Genomic DNA, 15,510 nt, shown 5'->3' on the forward strand with positions numbered 1-15,510 from the left:
CAGCTGAACATCCTCGAGGTCAAGAACCCCGAGATGGAAGCACAGCTTGTTGCCCAGGGCGTTGCTGAGCAGCTGACTTCCCGCGTGGCTTTCCGCCGTGCGATGAAGAAGGCCATGCAGTCCGCTCAGCGTGCAGGTGCCAAGGGCATCCGTATCGCCTGCTCCGGTCGACTGGGTGGCGCAGAAATGTCCCGCTCGGAGTTCTACCGCGAAGGCCGTGTGCCCCTGCACACCCTCCGTGCGAACATCGACTACGGCTTCTACGAGGCCAAGACCACCTTCGGCCGCATCGGCGTGAAGGTCTGGATCTACAAGGGTGACGTCACCGCGAAGGAACTGGCTCAGCAGGCAGCTGCTGCTCCGTCCCGCGGCCGCGGTCCCAGCGACCGTCCGGGCCGCCCGGGTGGCGCCGGCGGCGCTGACCGTGGTGACCGCCGCCGTCGTACCGACCGTCCGGCAGCAGAGGCAGCTCCGGCTGCCGAGGCTCCGGCAGTTGAGGCTGCACCTGCTGCAGTAGAAGGAGGACAGGCTTAAATGCTTATCCCACGTCGAGTCAAGCACCGTAAGCAGCACCACCCGGGTCGTTCCGGCGCTGCTACGGGCGGCACCAAGGTCTCCTTCGGTGAGTGGGGTATCCAGGCTCTGAGCCCGGCATACGTCACCAACCGTCAGATCGAGTCTGCCCGTATCGCGATGACCCGCCACATCAAGCGTGGCGGTAAGGTCTGGATCAACATTTACCCGGACCGTCCGATCACCAAGAAGCCGGCCGAAACCCGCATGGGTTCCGGTAAGGGTTCGCCGGAATGGTGGGTCTCAAACGTCAAGCCGGGCCGGGTTCTCTTTGAGATTTCCGGCGTCGAGGAATCGGTAGCTCGCGAGGCCCTGCGCCTGGCAATCCACAAGCTCCCGTTGAAGGCACGCATTTTGCGTCGCGAAGGTGGTGAATAGAAATGGCAGTAGGATCCAAGGAACTTGCATCTGCACAGCTGGACACGTTCGACAACGAGCGCCTCGTTGAAGAACTCCGGAAGGCTAAGGAAGAGCTGTTCAACCTGCGTTTCCAGTCCGCCACCGGTCAGCTGGAGAACCACGGTCGTCTGCGCGCGGTAAAGAAGGACATCGCACGCATCTACACCGTTCTCCGTGAGCGCGAGCTGGGCATTCGTGCCGAGGTTGCCGCACCGGTTGTGGAAGCCAAGGAAGAGAAGAAGTCCAAGAAGGCTGCAACCAAGAAGGCCGAAACGGCTGAAACGGTTGAGGCCGAGGAGGATGCCAAGTGAGTGAAAAGGACGAGAACGTGACGGAAACTGTTTCCGCAGCAGCTACGGCTGGCGAACGCGGTGACCGTAAGACGAAGCGTGGCTACGTAGTCTCGGACAAGATGGAAAAGACCATCGTTGTCCAGGTAGAAGACCGCGTAAAGCACGCTTTGTACGGCAAAGTCATCCGCCGCAACACGAAGATCAAGGCTCACGACGAAGAGAACAGCGCCGGCATCGGCGACCTCGTTCTTCTCGCCGAGACCCGCCCGCTGTCCGCTACCAAGCGGTGGCGTCTGGTCGAGATCCTCGAAAAGGCCAAGTAACACCCCGCAGCCTGCTTGCAGGTACTGCACCGGAAACCCCCGTTCCCTTTTGGGAGCGGGGGTTTTCCGCATTTCCCGGCGGGTGGGCTGGCCGGGTGTGTCACACGGAGCAGGCTTTTTGGGGGACGGCCGACGGCGGGAGGCCGGGTTTCCGGGGAACGGCACCGCCGGTGGGCCGAACGCGAGCCGTGCGTGACGCCGTCGTGCGTCGCCGGCACTGCAGCGCTTCCTGGTGTCCAATGGTTGTGCTCTGGATGCCGCCGTGTGATATGGGAGATGGCCCCAACTGTGCTAGGATATTGAGTTTGTATGGCGCCCTCTGTGCGCCGTCATCAACCTCGTAAACAATCGTGCCACGGCATAGTGCCCCCTAGCGCTTCGGACCTGTCCGGATCCGCCTGGGAAGCAAATGTTTTTGGCACGGGAGTTTAGGCCTGGTCTGGCAAAATCCAGGCAGGTCAAGAGACACCCCGATCAACCGTTCCGCAAGGCTCATTCCGTTGAAAGATTTTCGGTCTGAGAACCGGCGCGACGCAAGGAGTAAATAGTGATTCAGCAGGAGTCGCGACTCAAGGTCGCCGACAACACGGGTGCTAAGGAAATCCTTACCATTCGCGTTCTCGGTGGATCTGGCCGTCGCTACGCAGGCATTGGCGACGTCATCGTCGCTACCGTCAAGGATGCAATTCCGGGCGGCAACGTAAAGAAGGGCGATGTTGTTAAGGCAGTCATCGTCCGTACCAAGAAGGAACGCCGCCGTGCGGATGGTTCCTACATCAAGTTTGACGAGAACGCAGCTGTGATCCTGAAGGCTGACGGTGACCCCCGCGGTACCCGTATCTTCGGACCGGTTGGTCGTGAACTTCGTGACAAGAAGTTCATGAAGATCGTTTCTCTGGCTCCGGAGGTGCTCTAGTCCATGGCTAAGATCAAAAAGGGTGACCTGGTTCAGGTCATCACTGGCGCCAAGGCTGAGCGCGGCGGCGACAAAGGCAAGCAGGGCAAGGTTCTGCGCGTATTCCCCGAGACCAACCGCGTGTTGGTTGAAGGCATTAACCGCGTAACCAAGCACACCAAGGCCGGTCAGTCGCAGCGCGGCACCAAGACTGGTGGCATCGAGGTCGTAGAAGCTTCGGTCCACATCTCCAACGTGGCTCTGGTTGACCCGTCCACCAAGAAGCCCACCCGCGTCGGTTTCCGCACCGAGACCGTTGAGCGCAATGGCGTGAAGCGCGACGTGCGTGTCCGCGTGGCTAAGAGCTCCGGGAAGGACATCTAATGACTGAGACTCTCGAGACTCCGGCAACGAAGATCGTTCCTCGTCTGAAGACCAAGTACGCCGATTCCATCAAGAGCACGCTCGTTGAGGAATTCAAGTACACCAACGTCAACCAGGTTCCCCGCCTGGTGAAGGTCGTTGTGAACATGGGTGTTGGAGATGCCGCTAAGGACTCCAAGCTGATCGACGGCGCTGTCCGCGATCTGACCCTGATCACCGGCCAGAAGCCGCAGGTAACCAAGGCCCGCAAGTCGATCGCACAGTTCAAGCTGCGCGAAGGCATGCCCATCGGCGCACACGCAACTCTGCGTGGAGACCGCATGTGGGAATTCCTGGATCGTCTGGTCACGCTGGCTCTGCCCCGTATCCGCGACTTCCGCGGCCTCAGTGGCAAGCAGTTCGACGGCAACGGCAACTACACCTTCGGTCTGACCGAGCAGGTTATGTTCCACGAAATCGACCAGGATTCCATCGACCGCGTACGCGGCATGGACATCACGGTTGTAACCACCGCCAAGACCAACGACGAAGGCCGCGCGCTGCTTAAGGCACTCGGTTTCCCGTTCAAGGCCGAAGACTAATCTAACTACGTAACAGGTCCTTCGCTGAAGCTTTACGCGGCAGCGAGGAAACCGTTATGAGGAAGGGCAAGAGCCCAAATGACAATGACTGATCCGGTCGCAGACATGCTTACGCGTCTGCGCAATGCAAACTCGGCGTACCACGATTCCGTGTCCATGCCGTACAGCAAGCTCAAGGCACGCGTTGCCGACATCCTGAAGGCTGAAGGTTACATCGCCTCCTGGAAAGAAGAAGACGCAGAGGTTGGCAAGAAGCTGACCCTGGACCTTAAGTTCGGACCGAACCGCGAGCGTTCAATCGCTGGCGTTCGCCGTATTTCCAAGCCGGGCCTGCGTGTTTACGCAAAGTCCACCAACCTCCCGCACGTGCTCGGTGGCCTGGGTGTCGCAATCCTGTCCACCTCTTCCGGCCTCTTGACTGATAAGCAAGCCGGCAAGAAGGGCGTGGGCGGCGAAGTCCTCGCCTACGTCTGGTAACGGGAAAGGAAGAGAATAATGTCACGTATTGGACGTCTCCCCATCACCGTTCCTGCCGGCGTTGAGGTCAAGGTTGACGGCTCTGTCGTCAGCGTCAAGGGTGCCAAAGGCGAGCTGAACCACACTGTGGCCAGCCCGATCGAGGTTTCCCTGGAAGCAGAGACCCTGACTGTCGCCCGCCCGAACGACGAGCGCGCCTCCCGTTCACTCCACGGCCTGACCCGCACCCTGATCTCCAACATGATCGAGGGCGTTACCAAGGGCTACGAGAAGAAGCTTGAAATCGTTGGTACTGGTTACCGCGTTCAGGCCAAGGGATCTGACCTTGAGTTCGCTCTCGGCTACAGCCACCCGGTAAATGTCACCGCACCGGACGGCATCACCTTTGCAGTTGAGACCCCGACCAAGCTCTCTGTTTCAGGTATCAACAAGCAGCAGGTCGGCGAGGTTGCTGCCAACATTCGCAAGCTGCGGAAGCCGGACCCGTACAAGGGCAAGGGCATCCGCTACGCAGGCGAAGTCATCCGCCGCAAGGTCGGAAAGGCTGGTAAGTAACCATGGCCATCTCAATTAACAAGAAGCGTACGAACAAGAGCAAGTCTGCTTCGCGCAGCCGCCGCCAGCTTCGTATCCGCAAGCGCATCTCCGGCACGGCTGTACGTCCTCGTCTGGTCGTCAACCGCTCCGCACGCCACGTATTCGTCCAGGTTGTCGATGACACCAAGGGCCTGACCGTAGCAAGCGCCTCCACACTGGAAGCCGACCTTCGTGCATTCGAAGGCGACAAGACCGCCAAGGCCAAGCGCGTTGGCGAGCTCGTTGCCGCTCGTGCCAAGGCTGCCGGCGTCGAGGCAGTTGTCTTCGACCGCGGTGGTAACAAGTACCACGGCCGAATTGCTGCTGTCGCTGACGGCGCACGTGAAGGTGGGCTGTCACTGTGACGGAAGCAAACAAGGAAAAGGACACTGTGTCTGCAGATCAGAAGGCTACTGAAGCCGTAGCTGCTCCGGCCACTGAGACCACTGCGCCCGCAGCTGCTGCCGATGACCGCCGTGGTGGCGCTCGTCGTGGCGAGCGTGGCGACAAGGGCCAGGGCGGTCGCGATGGCGGCCGTGGCGGCCGTGGTGGCCGTGACGGCGGCCGCGAAGCCGAGAAGAGCCAGTTCATTGAACGCGTTGTCACCATCAACCGCGTTTCCAAGGTGGTCAAGGGTGGTCGTCGCTTCAGCTTCACCGCTCTGGTCGTCGTTGGTGACGGTAACGGCATGGTCGGCGTGGGCTACGGCAAGGCTAAGGAAGTTCCTGCCGCAATCGCGAAGGGCGTTGAAGAGGCTAAGAAGTCCTTCTTCCGCGTTCCCCGCATTGGGAACACCATCCCGCACCGCGTTCAGGGTGAGGCCGCTGCCGGCGTCGTAATGCTGCGTCCGGCTTCCGCCGGTACCGGTGTTATTGCCGGTGGTCCGGTCCGCGCCATCTTGGAGTGCGTGGGCATCCACGACATCCTCTCCAAGTCGCTGGGTTCCTCCAACGCCATCAACATCGTTCACGCGACTGTTGCTGCGCTGAAGCAGCTCGAAGAGCCGGCAGCAGTGGCAGCACGCCGCGGCCTGCCGCTGGACGAGGTTGCTCCGCCGGCAATGGTGAAGGCAATCCTGAACCAGAAGGCGGGTGTCTAAGCCATGGCTAAGAACCTGATTCCCTCCGACCTTCAGTTGGAGATCACTCAGATCAAGTCCGCCATTGGCGGCAAGCAGAACCAGCGCGACACCCTTCGGTCCCTCGGCCTGAAGCGGATCGGACACACCGTTGTCCGCACCGCCGACGCCGTGACTGTTGGAATGCTCAACACGGTTCCGCACCTGGTAAAGGTAGAGGAGGCGAAGTAAATGGCAGAGAAAAAGATCGCCGCAGAGACTGCTGAGAAGCAGAACACACTGAAGGTTCACCACCTGCGTCCCGCCCCGGGTGCCAAGACCGCCAAGACCCGAGTTGGTCGTGGTGAAGGTTCCAAGGGTAAGACCGCTGGTCGCGGTACCAAGGGTACAAAGGCCCGCTACCAGATCAAGGCTGGCTTTGCCGGCGGCCAGTTGCCGCTGCACATGCGCCTGCCGAAGCTGCGCGGCTTCAAGAACCCGTTCCGGGTTGAGTTCCAGGTTGTAAACCTGGACAAGCTCAACGAGCTGTTCCCGGAAGGTGGCACAGTCACCGTGGAGAACCTGGTCGAAAAGGGTGCCGTTCGCAAGAACCAGCCCGTCAAGGTGCTTGGCACCGGCGACATCACCGTCAAGGTTGACGTCACCGTCCACGCATTCTCGGCCAGCGCCGCAGAAAAGATTGCAGCAGCAGGCGGAAGCACCACCGCTCTCTAGTAGACGGTGGGCGAACGCCCGTTGTGAACTCCCGGCGTGCAGGGCCCCAGGGCCCTGCACGCCGGGAGTTTTTTTCGCATCCGCCCGCCGACTATTTCCGCCCGTTCGCCGCAATCGCGGGTTCGCGGATTATTCGCATGGCCGATCCACCCGTTAGACTCGGTTGTTGGGATTATTGTCCCCCATCACACCACGCTCATAAACAACACAGGAGGACGCTTGCTTAGCGCATTTGGCCGGGCCTTTCGCACGCCTGATCTGCGACGCAAGTTGTTGTTCACGCTGGCAATCATCACAATCTTCCGCTTGGGTGCATTCATCCCCTCGCCTGGTGTGAACTACCAGAATGTCCAGCAATGCTTGCAGAACGGTCAGACCGCTGGCGGGCTCTATCAGCTCGTCAACCTGTTCAGCGGCGGTGCCTTGCTTCAGGTGTCCATCTTCGCGCTGGGCATCATGCCGTACATCACGGCCAGCATCATTGTGCAGCTGCTCCGGGTGGTCATTCCCCGGTTCCAGGAGCTGTACGAGGAGGGCGCCTCCGGGCAGTCCAAACTCACCCAGTACACGCGGTACCTCACCATTGCCCTGGGCCTGCTGAACGCCACGACGCTGGTGTCGCTGGCACGTTCAGGCCAGTTGCTTCCGGGCTGTGCACTGCCGATCATTCCTGATGACAGCATCATCACCACTATCCTGCTGATCATCACGCTGACCGCCGGTACCGGGCTCATCATGTGGATGGGCGAACTGGTCACCGAAAAGGGTGTGGGCAACGGCATGTCGCTGCTCATCTTCACCTCCATCGCGGCAACGTTCCCCACGTCCCTGGGCGCCATCTGGAGTTCACAGGGCCCCGGCACGTTCTTTATGGTCCTGGTGATCGGCCTGGTGACGGTCGCCCTGGTGGTCTTCGTGGAGCAGTCCCAGCGCCGTGTCCCGGTGCAGTACGCCAAGCGGATGATCGGACGCCGGACCGTCGGCGGCACCAGCACCTACATCCCCATCAAGGTGAACATGGCAGGCGTGATCCCCGTGATCTTCGCATCGTCCATGCTTTACCTGCCGGGACTGATCTCACAGTTCAACCAGCCCAAAGCCGGCGAGGCACTCGCGCCGTGGGTTGAGTGGATCAACAACAACCTGACCCGAGGAGACCACCCGATCTACATGGCGCTGTACTTCGCCATGATCGTGTTCTTTACCTACTTCTACGTCGCGATCACCTTCAACCCTGAAGAGGTCTCCGACAACATGAAGAAGTACGGCGGTTTCATCCCGGGTATCCGTGCCGGAAAACCGACCGCGGATTACCTGCAGTACGTGCTCTCCCGGATCACGCTGCCCGGCGCCCTCTACCTGGGCTTCGTGGCGCTGATTCCGCTGGTGGCATTGGTACTGATCAACGCGAACCAGAACTTCCCGTTCGGTGGCACCTCGATCCTGATCATGGTGGGCGTTGGCCTTGAAACCGTCAAGCAAATAGATGCGCAGCTACAGCAACGTCACTACGAAGGGCTTTTGCGATGACGAAAATGTTGATTATTGGACCCCCCGGTTCCGGAAAAGGAACGCAAGCGGAACGCATTTCCGAGCGCCTCGGCGTCGTGGCGATTTCCACCGGTGATATCTTCCGCGCCAATGTGAAGGGCGAAACTCCTCTTGGCATTGAAGCCAAGAAGTACATGGACGCCGGGGACTTCGTTCCGGACAGCGTCACCAACAAGATGGTCCGCGACCGCCTCAGCGAGTCCGACGTCGAAAACGGCTTCCTCCTGGACGGCTACCCGCGCACCACGGCGCAGGTGGACTACCTTGACGGGATCCTCGCGAACAGCGAAGAGAAGCTCGACGTCGTCCTGCAGCTCACGGCCGACGACGAGGAACTCGTCTCCCGCCTGCTGGGCCGTGCCAAGGAAACCGGCCGGAGCGACGACAACGAAGCCGTGATCCGCCACCGCCTTGACCTGTACCACGAGCAGACCGAGGCCGTTGTGGCCAAGTATGCCGAACGCGGCATCCTGACCCAGGTTGACGGCATCGGCGGCATCGACGAGGTCACCGACCGCGTGATGCAGGCCATCAAGGCAGCCCAGGCCGCCTAAGCCCCGCAACATGCTTTTCCGAGGCTCCTCCCGGCATCCGGGAGGAGCCTCAGCCATTGAGAGGACACACCATGGCCTTCGGCCAGCCCCGTATCGAATACAAGACCAACGCCCAGATGCGCATCATGCGCGACGCCGGGCTGGTGCTGAACCGTGCGCTGGACGCAGCGGTGGCAGCAGCCGCTCCAGGCGTTACCACCAAGCAGCTGGACGACGTCTTCGCCGCAGTGCTGAACGAGGCCGGCGCCAAGTCGAACTTCCTCGGCTACCACGGCTTCCCCGCCACCATCTGCACCTCCGTGAACGAGGAAGTGGTGCACGGCATCCCCGGCGGCAAGGTCCTCAACGACGGCGACATCATCTCGATCGACGGCGGCGCGATTGTTGACGGCTGGCATTCCGACTCTGCACGCACCGTCATCGTGGGCCAGGCCGACCCCGAGGACCAGCGGCTTTCCGACGTCACCCAGGCAGCCATGTGGCGCGGCATCGCCGCCTTGGCCACGGGAAGCCACGTGGGCGACGTCGGCGCCGCCATCGACGACTACGTCTCCTCTGTGCCGGGCAAGCCGCTGGGCATCCTGGAGGACTACGTGGGCCACGGCATCGGCTCCGAGATGCACATGGCCCCGGATGTCCTGAACTACCGCACGAGCCACCGCGGTCCCAAAATCAAACCCGGACTGTGCCTGGCCATCGAGCCCATGCTGGTCCGCGGCAGCATCGACACGGCAGTGCTGGAGGACGACTGGACAGTGGTGACCACCGACGGCAAGCGCTCCTGCCAGTGGGAGCACTCGGTTGCCGTCCACGAAAAGGGGATCTGGGTACTCTCAGCCCCCGACGGCGGAGCGGAGCACCTGGTGCCGCTCGGCGTCGTACCCGTCCCGATCCCGTAGGTTCGACGCTCCCCAACCGCCGGGGGTTTCGACAAGCTCAACCACCGGGGCAGGTCAGGCCTTGAGCTTGGGCTTGACGTCCTTGGTGTAGATTCCCTCGAGGGTCGCCTTCAGCTCGGTCATGGTGGCCTTCACGTCGCCCTGCTGCGTCAGGATCTTGGCGGCGGCCTTGGCCATCTCCTGGTCCGCTCCCGGCAGGAACGCCCGGGCGTTGTCCTGGACCTTGGTCACGGCCAGCTGGTCCATGGCGATCTTGATCTGCGGGGTCTTGGCGAGCACAGCGGTCATGTCGGCGGACGTGCGTGTGGGCATGTAGCCGGTCGCGGCCGAGAACGCGGCGGTGTTCTCGGGCTCGGTCATGAACTGCAGGAACATGGCTGCTGCCAGCTGCTCTTCCTTGGTGACACCGCTGGGGATGCCCAGGCCGGCGCCGCCGGTGGGGCACACGCCGGTGGTGACCTTTGAGCCGCCCGGCATGAAGCCGACGCCCACGTTGAACTTGGCGGACTTCAGGATGCCGATCAGCGACCCCGTCGAAGACAACGTGGCCGAAGCAAGGCCGGCGGCAAAGTCGTCGGCGGATTCCTTGGAGGAAACGCCGGCCCAGGCGTCCTTGTACACGGAATCCTGGGCCGCCTGCAGTGCCGCCACGGACTCGGCTGAGTCACACGTGATGTCCCATTCCTTGGACCAGCCGCCGCCTTCGCCCCACAGGTTGTTCTGCAGCGTCCAGCCCGCGTAGCCGGCCAGCGCGGGGTGCATAAAGGCGTACTGGGCGCCGGAAGCCGCCTTGAGCTTCGGGGCCCACCCGGCGAATTCCTGCCAGGTGGCGGGGGCACGGTCCGGCAGGCCGGCTGCCGCGAAGTGGTCCTTGTTGTAGTAGAACAGGGGCGTGGACCGGCCGTAGGGGAGTGCCCACTGCTTGCCGTCGTACTTGTAGTCGTCCACCAGTGACGTGCGGAAGTCGTCCAGCTTGACGTCCAGCTGCTTGACCAGGGAGTCGAGCGGGATGATGCTCTCGTTCAGGTAGTAGCGGAACCACCAGACGTCGGAGAGGACCACAAGGGACGGGAGGCCTGACTTGGCGGCCTGGGCTGTCTGGAACTTCTGGGCGATTTCCTCGTAGTTGGCGCCGGCGGTCACCAGGTTCACCTTGATGTCCGGGTACTTGGCGTGGAACTTCTCGATGATGCTCTTTTCCACGTCCTGTGACTTGCCCGGGTGGTTGGACCAGAAGTCGATGGAGGCGGCCGGCTTGACGCCGCTGAAGTCGATGCTGGCAGCGGTCGTCGCCGCGGCTCCGGGTGTTGTAGACGGGCCGCCGCAGGCGGAGAGAGCTGCGGCGCCTGCCCCGGCGCCGGCCAGGGTGAGGAAGAACCGTCGATCAAGGGTAAAGGACATGGTGCTGCCTTTCGTTGTGTGCCTCGGTAGTGCTGGATGCGGTGGATGGATGGTTTGGAGGCCCTACGGCAGTGCCCGCCGGTAAGGCCCGACGGCGGTGCCCGCCGGAGGTTAGCCCGTCACGCTGCCCTGGGTCAGGCCCGCGACGATGTAGCGCTGGAGCATGGCGAAGATGACCAGGATGGGGACGATCACGAGGACGGCGCCGGCCATCATGATTCCCCAGCCTGCGCCGTTGCTCTCGGAGTTCTGCAGCAGGGTGAGGCCCACTGGAAGCGTCATGCTTTCCGGTTTGTCCGTGATGATCAGCGGCCAGATGTACTCGTTCCATTCGCTCACTACGGTGACCAGGGCAACCGTTGCAATGGACGGAACGGACACCGGAACCACGATCTGCCAGAGCCGCCGCCAGTGGCCGGCGCCGTCGATCTCTGCGGATTCCAGGATCGAACCGGGCAGGGTGAGGAAGTGCTGGCGCAGCAGGAACGTGCCGAAGGCAGTGCCCAGGCCGGGCAGGATGATGCCCCACAGGGTGTTCTTCCCACCCATTCCGGCGATCAGGATGTAGTTCGGCAGGATGGATACCTGCGCGGGAACCATCAGGGCCACGAGGATCAGGACGAAGATCAGGTTCTTGAACGGAAAGCGCACAAACACCAGGGCATAGGCGGTCAGCAGGGCAAGGATCACTTTGACGCCGCCGCCCACCACGGTGACGATGGTGCTGTTCAGGAAGAACTGACCGAACGGGACCGTGGTCATGGCAACCCGATAGTTCTCCGGGTCCAGGGCTGCCGGGAGCACCTGCAGATCCAGGGTGACGATTTCGCCGGGCTGCTTGAACGAGCTCAGCACCATCCACAGCAGCGGCAGGAACACCACCAGGACGGCGACGGCCAGCGGCGCATACCCGGCAGCGACTGTCCTGGCCAGGTTGGCACGGGAGAACGGCCGCTCCAGGGGCGGGACGGCGTCGGGCGTTGAAGGGTCCGGAAGGACGGCGGCGGGAGCGCTCACGAGTAGTGCACCTTCCTTTCGACGAACCGCAGCTGCAGCACCGTGATGACCAGCAGGATGACAAACAGGACCACCGAGATGGCGGCGGAATAGCCGGCGCGGTTGTAGGCGCCGAAGGCTTGGAGGTACGCCTCGTAGATGAGGGTGCTGGTGCCGCTGCCCAGGGGCGTCATGATCCGGATGAGGTCGAAGGCCTGGAGCGAGCTGAGCATGGTGGTGATCAGCAGGAAGAATGTGGTGGGGGAGAGCAGCGGCAGCGACATGCTGACGAAGCGCCGGAAACTGCTGGCACCGTCCAGCGACGCCGCCTCCATCACGTCCTGCGGCAGGGACTGCAGCCCGGCGAGGAACACCACCGCGCAGTAGCCCAGGTTCTTCCAGACGTACACGATGATGACCATCACCAGCGAGAGGTCCGGATCGTTGATCCACTGCGGGCTCTGCTGTCCGAGGCCCCGCAGGATCCAGGCCAGCACGCCGTAGCCGGGATCAAAGATGAACAGCCACACCAGGCCAACGCCAACCCCGGACAGCACATACGGTGCGAAGACGGCCGACCGGGCAAAGGTGGTGCCGCGGACCTTCGAGTTCAGGGCCAGCGCCACCAGCAGGCCCAGCGCCATGGAGCCGCCCACGGTTGCGGCAGTGAATACGGCGGTAGTGCCAAGGACCCGGGCGGCGTCCGCGCTGGTGAAGAACGTGACGTAGTTTTCCAGCCCGACGACGGTGGCCGACGCGGAGCCGAGCGTCCAGTTCAGCGTGGAGTAGTAGAGGTTGTTGAACAGCGGGACGTAGGTGAAGACCGCGATGAGCAGCAGGTTCGGCAGGGCCAGCGCGAGAAAGACGAAGAAGTCCTGGCGTTTCCGGCGCGACCAGCGATTGCGCTTCCGGGGCAGGGTGCCGGCCTGGTCCTTTGCCCTGCCGGTGGCCGTCTGCGCCAGGGAACTGCCCGGCTTGGCGGTGAGCTGTGGTGTCATGGATCTCAATCGGAAAGCCTGCCGCGGCAGGGCTGTGGAACGGATTTGAGATCACTCCATCACATCGTGGAAGCCGGACCGGACCAGATGCGGCCGCCCAGCGAATTGTTGTCCCAGGCTTCGGAACCCGTTCACCGAACGTTTGGTTTCCCTGGTGAGCGAGCCCACAGTCCCGGGTTTCGACAAACTCAACCACCGGGCGCAGGGCAGAATGGAGCCATGGGAGCAATCACGGATGTGCCTGGAATCAGGGTTGGCCATGAGCAGAAAACCGGCGACGGCTGGCTGACGGGAGTCACCGTGGTGCTGCCGCCACCGGGCACTGTCGGGTCGGTGGACGTCCGTGGCGGTGGCCCGGGCACGCATGAGACTGACGCGCTGGATCCCACCACGCTGGTGTCCACGGTGGACGCCGTGGTCCTCACCGGCGGCAGCGCCTACGGGCTGGTCTCGGCCCACGGTGCACAGCGTTGGTGCGAGGAAAACGGCCGGGGATTCGCCGTCACCGGGGGAGTGGTGCCGATCGTTCCCGCCGCCGCGATCTTCGACCTGGGCCGGGGAGGAGACTTCTCAGCGCGCCCGACGGCGGACATGGGCTATGCGGCCACCGTCGCCGCTGCTGCCGAAACGGACGGGCACGACGTCGGACGCGGCAGCGTGGGCGCCGGCACCGGAGCGATGATCGGACGCGGACAGTTCAAGGGTGGGGTGGGGACGGCTTCGGTCACGCTTGAGAACGGCGTGGTTGTCGGGGCGCTGGCCGTGGTGAACGCTCTGGGGTTTCCCGTGGAGGCACTTCCGGGGAATCCCGAACCCTCCGCGCGCTCGGTCGTGCCTCCCTTAGACGCGCGCTTCCGGGTTCCCGATTCCCCGTCAGCGGATGCCGGGCCACCTGCGCTCAATACGACATTGGTGGTTGTTGCTACGAACGCAGTGCTGGACCCTGCTGAGTGCTATCGGACTGCTGCTGCTGCGCATGCTGGGCTGGCCCGGGCGCTCAATCCGTCGCACACGTTGGCTGATGGGGATACTGTTTTTTGCCTTGCCACTGGTGAGGTGGCTTTGGACCGGAGTACTGAAACTGCCCGGCAGGTGAGTCTCATTGCCCTGCAGAGTGCGGCAGCCGACGTCGTACGCTTGGCGATCCTCGACGGGATTTCGGCAAGCTCGATTTCCGGGTAAGGTGTGTGCTTTCATATTTAGTTTGGACTTTCTACCCACTTACAGTAAAGTGGTTTGTTGGTTGTCTGCCCAGCTGTGCCCTGTTTGGGGCCGGAGGTGATGACCGATCCAACAAAAACGTTCGTGGCCATGTCCGGTGCAATCCGGCAGGGCTGCGGCAACAACAGTTAGCGGAGGGTATGGCCAAGAAGGACGGGGTCATTGAGATCGAAGGCGTTGTGACTGAGGCGCTGCCTAACGCGATGTTTCGCGTTGAGCTGACCAACAAGCACATCGTACTCGCGCACATCTCAGGCAAGATGCGCCAGCACTACATCAGGATTCTCCCTGAGGACCGGGTAGTGGTGGAACTGAGCCCTTATGACCTCACTCGGGGTCGTATCGTCTACCGCTACAAGTAAATTCTGGGCGGCCTCAGCATGAGCTGACGGCTGATCCAGTTGACCAACTGCCACACGCAAAGGAATGCCATGAAGGTCAAGCCGAGCGTCAAGCAGATCTGCGAAAAGTGCAAAGTGATCCGCCGTAATGGCCGGGTCATGGTGATCTGCGAGAACCCGCGCCACAAGCAGCGCCAGGGCTAATTTCCTTCCCTGAAGGAAATCCTGGGTTGCTAACCCACGCAAGTAAATAAAAGGCAGCACAAGCTGAACTGGGACGTATGAGCCCGGACAGCTAACCCCCGGTCGGAGGCTGGGGCCGCACAGAACGTGCGGGTGTACTGCCTACGACCTCCGGTTTATTCAAGGAGCACTGCCACTATGGCTCGTCTCGCTGGCGTAGACATTCCCCGCGAAAAGCGGTTGGAAATTGCGCTTACTTACATCTACGGCGTGGGCAAGACCCGTGCACACGAAACCCTGGCTGCCACTGGCATCAGCGCTGACGTCCGCGTTAAGGACCTCACCGATTCCCAGCTGGTAGAACTTCGTGACTACATTGAAGGCAACTACAAGGTTGAGGGTGACCTTCGCCGCGAAGTAGCAGCTGATATCCGCCGCAAGGTTGAAATCGGCAGCTACGAAGGTATTCGCCACCGCAAGGGCCTGCCAGTGCGCGGACAGCGTACGAAGACGAACGCACGTACCCGTAAGGGTCCGAAGCGCACCGTTGCAGGCAAGAAGAAGGCTCGTTAAATCCCTCGGGATTGACTCGTCTTCCCCCAATAACTTTCTGTAGGAGAAAAAATGCCCCCGAAGACTCGTGGCGCGGTTCGCAAGCCGCGTAAGAAGGACAAAAAGAATATCGCGCTGGGCCAGGCGCACATCAAGAGCACTTTTAACAACACCATCGTGTCCATCACGGACCCGAACGGCGCTGTTATCTCTTGGGCTTCCTCAGGTGAGGTTGGCTTCAAGGGCTCACGCAAGTCCACCCCGTTCGCAGCCCAGATGGCTGCCGAAGCTGCTGCCAAGCGTGCGCAGGAGCACGGCATGCGCAAGGTTGACGTTTTCGTCAAGGGACCGGGTTCAGGACGCGAAACCGCAATCCGCTCGCTGCAGGCCGCTGGCCTGGAGGTTGGCTCCATCCAGGACGTCACCCCCGCAGCGCACAACGGCTGCCGTCCGCCGAAGCGCCGCCGCGTCTAAGGCTTTTCCAGCAGCTTGAGCTTGCCCGGACCGTCATGGTCCGGGCA

The 15,510-nt window shown here is 62.1% G+C and carries 24 protein-coding genes; 21 read left to right on the top strand and 3 right to left on the bottom strand.

The window, feature by feature from the left end; translation table 11 throughout:
- From rpsC to map, 16 genes are all read left to right on the top strand, one after another.
- The coding region (gene rpsC / locus V6M49_RS19420) for a 30S ribosomal protein S3 (protein WP_332762792.1) at positions 1-534 on the top strand (534 nt) is incomplete at its 5' end.
- Positions 535-951, top strand: coding sequence for a 50S ribosomal protein L16 (gene rplP, locus V6M49_RS19425; RefSeq protein WP_056344375.1), 417 nt, complete (start codon positions 535-537; stop codon positions 949-951).
- 2 nt (positions 952-953) lie between these two features.
- Positions 954-1,283, top strand: a complete 330-nt coding sequence (gene rpmC / locus V6M49_RS19430; RefSeq protein WP_058931719.1) for a 50S ribosomal protein L29 — start codon at positions 954-956, stop codon at positions 1,281-1,283.
- Positions 1,280-1,588 carry a 30S ribosomal protein S17 gene (gene rpsQ, locus V6M49_RS19435; protein WP_056344371.1) on the top strand — a complete coding sequence of 103 codons (309 nt, stop codon included), beginning with the start codon at positions 1,280-1,282 and terminating at the stop codon, positions 1,586-1,588. Before rpmC ends, rpsQ begins: the two co-directional genes overlap by 4 nt.
- Before the next feature lie 547 nt (positions 1,589-2,135).
- Positions 2,136-2,504 carry a 50S ribosomal protein L14 gene (gene rplN, locus V6M49_RS19440; RefSeq protein ID WP_024366126.1) on the top strand — a complete coding sequence of 123 codons (369 nt, stop codon included), beginning with the start codon at positions 2,136-2,138 and terminating at the stop codon, positions 2,502-2,504.
- A gap of 3 nt (positions 2,505-2,507) precedes the next feature.
- The gene (gene rplX / locus V6M49_RS19445) at positions 2,508-2,867 is read left to right on the top strand and encodes a 50S ribosomal protein L24 (RefSeq protein WP_056344369.1); all 360 of its coding nucleotides are present in this window, start codon (positions 2,508-2,510) and stop codon (positions 2,865-2,867) included.
- Positions 2,867-3,448: a 50S ribosomal protein L5 gene (gene rplE, locus V6M49_RS19450; RefSeq protein ID WP_141141211.1), complete on the top strand. Its 582-nt coding sequence runs from the start codon at positions 2,867-2,869 to the stop codon at positions 3,446-3,448. The genes rplX and rplE overlap by 1 nt, the downstream gene beginning before the upstream one ends.
- Before the next feature lie 78 nt (positions 3,449-3,526).
- Complete coding sequence (rpsH, locus tag V6M49_RS19455; RefSeq protein WP_056344363.1) at positions 3,527-3,925, top strand: 30S ribosomal protein S8; 399 nt, start codon at positions 3,527-3,529, stop codon at positions 3,923-3,925.
- A gap of 18 nt (positions 3,926-3,943) precedes the next feature.
- Entirely contained in the window at positions 3,944-4,480 is a 537-nt protein-coding gene (gene rplF / locus V6M49_RS19460) for a 50S ribosomal protein L6 (protein WP_056344361.1), read from the top strand.
- Between the two features lie 2 nt (positions 4,481-4,482).
- Positions 4,483-4,866, top strand: a complete 384-nt coding sequence (gene rplR / locus V6M49_RS19465) for a 50S ribosomal protein L18 (RefSeq protein WP_104062630.1) — start codon at positions 4,483-4,485, stop codon at positions 4,864-4,866.
- A complete protein-coding gene (gene rpsE / locus V6M49_RS19470) occupies positions 4,863-5,600 on the top strand; it encodes a 30S ribosomal protein S5 (RefSeq protein ID WP_058931721.1) in 738 nt (245 codons plus the stop codon). Before rplR ends, rpsE begins: the two co-directional genes overlap by 4 nt.
- A 3-nt stretch (positions 5,601-5,603) precedes the next feature.
- Positions 5,604-5,810: a 50S ribosomal protein L30 gene (gene rpmD / locus V6M49_RS19475; protein WP_056344352.1), complete on the top strand. Its 207-nt coding sequence runs from the start codon at positions 5,604-5,606 to the stop codon at positions 5,808-5,810.
- Positions 5,811-6,293, top strand: a complete 483-nt coding sequence (gene rplO / locus V6M49_RS19480) for a 50S ribosomal protein L15 (RefSeq protein WP_104062629.1) — start codon at positions 5,811-5,813, stop codon at positions 6,291-6,293.
- A 219-nt stretch (positions 6,294-6,512) separates the two neighbouring features.
- On the top strand, positions 6,513-7,823 hold the full coding sequence (gene secY / locus V6M49_RS19485) for a preprotein translocase subunit SecY (protein ID WP_058931723.1): 1,311 nt from the start codon (positions 6,513-6,515) through the stop codon (positions 7,821-7,823).
- 5 nt (positions 7,824-7,828) lie between these two features.
- On the top strand, positions 7,829-8,398 hold the full coding sequence (locus V6M49_RS19490) for an adenylate kinase (protein WP_181037244.1): 570 nt from the start codon (positions 7,829-7,831) through the stop codon (positions 8,396-8,398).
- Positions 8,399-8,469: 71 nt separating this feature from the next.
- On the top strand, positions 8,470-9,297 hold the full coding sequence (gene map / locus V6M49_RS19495; RefSeq protein WP_104062628.1) for a type I methionyl aminopeptidase: 828 nt from the start codon (positions 8,470-8,472) through the stop codon (positions 9,295-9,297).
- Between the two features lie 54 nt (positions 9,298-9,351).
- On the opposite strand, the gene V6M49_RS19500 is transcribed toward map, so the two are convergent.
- From V6M49_RS19500 to V6M49_RS19510, 3 genes are all read right to left on the bottom strand, one after another.
- On the bottom strand, positions 9,352-10,698 hold the full coding sequence (locus tag V6M49_RS19500) for an ABC transporter substrate-binding protein (protein ID WP_332762801.1): 1,347 nt from the start codon (positions 10,696-10,698) through the stop codon (positions 9,352-9,354).
- A 111-nt stretch (positions 10,699-10,809) separates the two neighbouring features.
- Positions 10,810-11,715, bottom strand: coding sequence for a carbohydrate ABC transporter permease (locus V6M49_RS19505; protein ID WP_332762802.1), 906 nt, complete (start codon positions 11,713-11,715; stop codon positions 10,810-10,812).
- Positions 11,712-12,692: a carbohydrate ABC transporter permease gene (locus tag V6M49_RS19510; protein WP_332762804.1), complete on the bottom strand. Its 981-nt coding sequence runs from the start codon at positions 12,690-12,692 to the stop codon at positions 11,712-11,714. Before V6M49_RS19510 ends, V6M49_RS19505 begins: the two co-directional genes overlap by 4 nt.
- Positions 12,693-12,911: 219 nt before the next feature.
- Between V6M49_RS19510 and V6M49_RS19515 the strand changes: the two genes are divergently transcribed.
- The 5 genes from V6M49_RS19515 (at position 12,912) to rpsK (ending at position 15,463) form a co-directional block, all read left to right on the top strand.
- The gene (locus V6M49_RS19515) at positions 12,912-13,874 is read left to right on the top strand and encodes a P1 family peptidase (RefSeq protein WP_332762806.1); all 963 of its coding nucleotides are present in this window, start codon (positions 12,912-12,914) and stop codon (positions 13,872-13,874) included.
- A gap of 179 nt (positions 13,875-14,053) precedes the next feature.
- Positions 14,054-14,275, top strand: a complete 222-nt coding sequence (infA, locus tag V6M49_RS19520; protein WP_009358723.1) for a translation initiation factor IF-1 — start codon at positions 14,054-14,056, stop codon at positions 14,273-14,275.
- 69 nt (positions 14,276-14,344) lie between these two features.
- On the top strand, positions 14,345-14,458 hold the full coding sequence (gene rpmJ, locus V6M49_RS19525; RefSeq protein ID WP_009358722.1) for a 50S ribosomal protein L36: 114 nt from the start codon (positions 14,345-14,347) through the stop codon (positions 14,456-14,458).
- A 177-nt stretch (positions 14,459-14,635) separates the two neighbouring features.
- Positions 14,636-15,010: a 30S ribosomal protein S13 gene (rpsM, locus tag V6M49_RS19530; RefSeq protein WP_104062624.1), complete on the top strand. Its 375-nt coding sequence runs from the start codon at positions 14,636-14,638 to the stop codon at positions 15,008-15,010.
- A gap of 51 nt (positions 15,011-15,061) precedes the next feature.
- The gene (gene rpsK, locus V6M49_RS19535) at positions 15,062-15,463 is read left to right on the top strand and encodes a 30S ribosomal protein S11 (protein WP_018769149.1); all 402 of its coding nucleotides are present in this window, start codon (positions 15,062-15,064) and stop codon (positions 15,461-15,463) included.
- Positions 15,464-15,510: the final 47 nt, after the last annotated feature.

The sequence above is a fragment of the Pseudarthrobacter sp. genome (genome assembly GCF_036675385.1).
Lineage (GTDB): Bacteria > Actinomycetota > Actinomycetes > Actinomycetales > Micrococcaceae > Arthrobacter.

Excerpts from the sequence above, each read along its gene's own strand:
- rpmD (WP_056344352.1), top strand. The coding sequence starts at position 5,604 with ATGGCTAAGAACCTGATTCCCTCCGACCTTCAGTTGGAGATCACTCAG.
- rpmJ (WP_009358722.1), top strand. The coding sequence starts at position 14,345 with ATGAAGGTCAAGCCGAGCGTCAAGCAGATCTGCGAAAAGTGCAAAGTG.
- rpmC (WP_058931719.1), top strand. The coding sequence starts at position 954 with ATGGCAGTAGGATCCAAGGAACTTGCATCTGCACAGCTGGACACGTTC.
- rplF (WP_056344361.1), top strand. The coding sequence starts at position 3,944 with ATGTCACGTATTGGACGTCTCCCCATCACCGTTCCTGCCGGCGTTGAG.
- map (WP_104062628.1), top strand. The coding sequence starts at position 8,470 with ATGGCCTTCGGCCAGCCCCGTATCGAATACAAGACCAACGCCCAGATG.
- rplP (WP_056344375.1), top strand. The coding sequence starts at position 535 with ATGCTTATCCCACGTCGAGTCAAGCACCGTAAGCAGCACCACCCGGGT.
- rplO (WP_104062629.1), top strand. The coding sequence starts at position 5,811 with ATGGCAGAGAAAAAGATCGCCGCAGAGACTGCTGAGAAGCAGAACACA.
- rplE (WP_141141211.1), top strand. The coding sequence starts at position 2,867 with ATGACTGAGACTCTCGAGACTCCGGCAACGAAGATCGTTCCTCGTCTG.
- V6M49_RS19510 (WP_332762804.1), bottom strand. The coding sequence starts at position 12,692 with ATGACACCACAGCTCACCGCCAAGCCGGGCAGTTCCCTGGCGCAGACG.
- infA (WP_009358723.1), top strand. The coding sequence starts at position 14,054 with ATGGCCAAGAAGGACGGGGTCATTGAGATCGAAGGCGTTGTGACTGAG.
- rpsH (WP_056344363.1), top strand. The coding sequence starts at position 3,527 with ATGACAATGACTGATCCGGTCGCAGACATGCTTACGCGTCTGCGCAAT.
- rpsK (WP_018769149.1), top strand. The coding sequence starts at position 15,062 with ATGCCCCCGAAGACTCGTGGCGCGGTTCGCAAGCCGCGTAAGAAGGAC.
- rplX (WP_056344369.1), top strand. The coding sequence starts at position 2,508 with ATGGCTAAGATCAAAAAGGGTGACCTGGTTCAGGTCATCACTGGCGCC.
- V6M49_RS19515 (WP_332762806.1), top strand. The coding sequence starts at position 12,912 with ATGGGAGCAATCACGGATGTGCCTGGAATCAGGGTTGGCCATGAGCAG.
- rplR (WP_104062630.1), top strand. The coding sequence starts at position 4,483 with ATGGCCATCTCAATTAACAAGAAGCGTACGAACAAGAGCAAGTCTGCT.
- rpsM (WP_104062624.1), top strand. The coding sequence starts at position 14,636 with ATGGCTCGTCTCGCTGGCGTAGACATTCCCCGCGAAAAGCGGTTGGAA.
- V6M49_RS19490 (WP_181037244.1), top strand. The coding sequence starts at position 7,829 with ATGTTGATTATTGGACCCCCCGGTTCCGGAAAAGGAACGCAAGCGGAA.
- V6M49_RS19500 (WP_332762801.1), bottom strand. The coding sequence starts at position 10,698 with ATGTCCTTTACCCTTGATCGACGGTTCTTCCTCACCCTGGCCGGCGCC.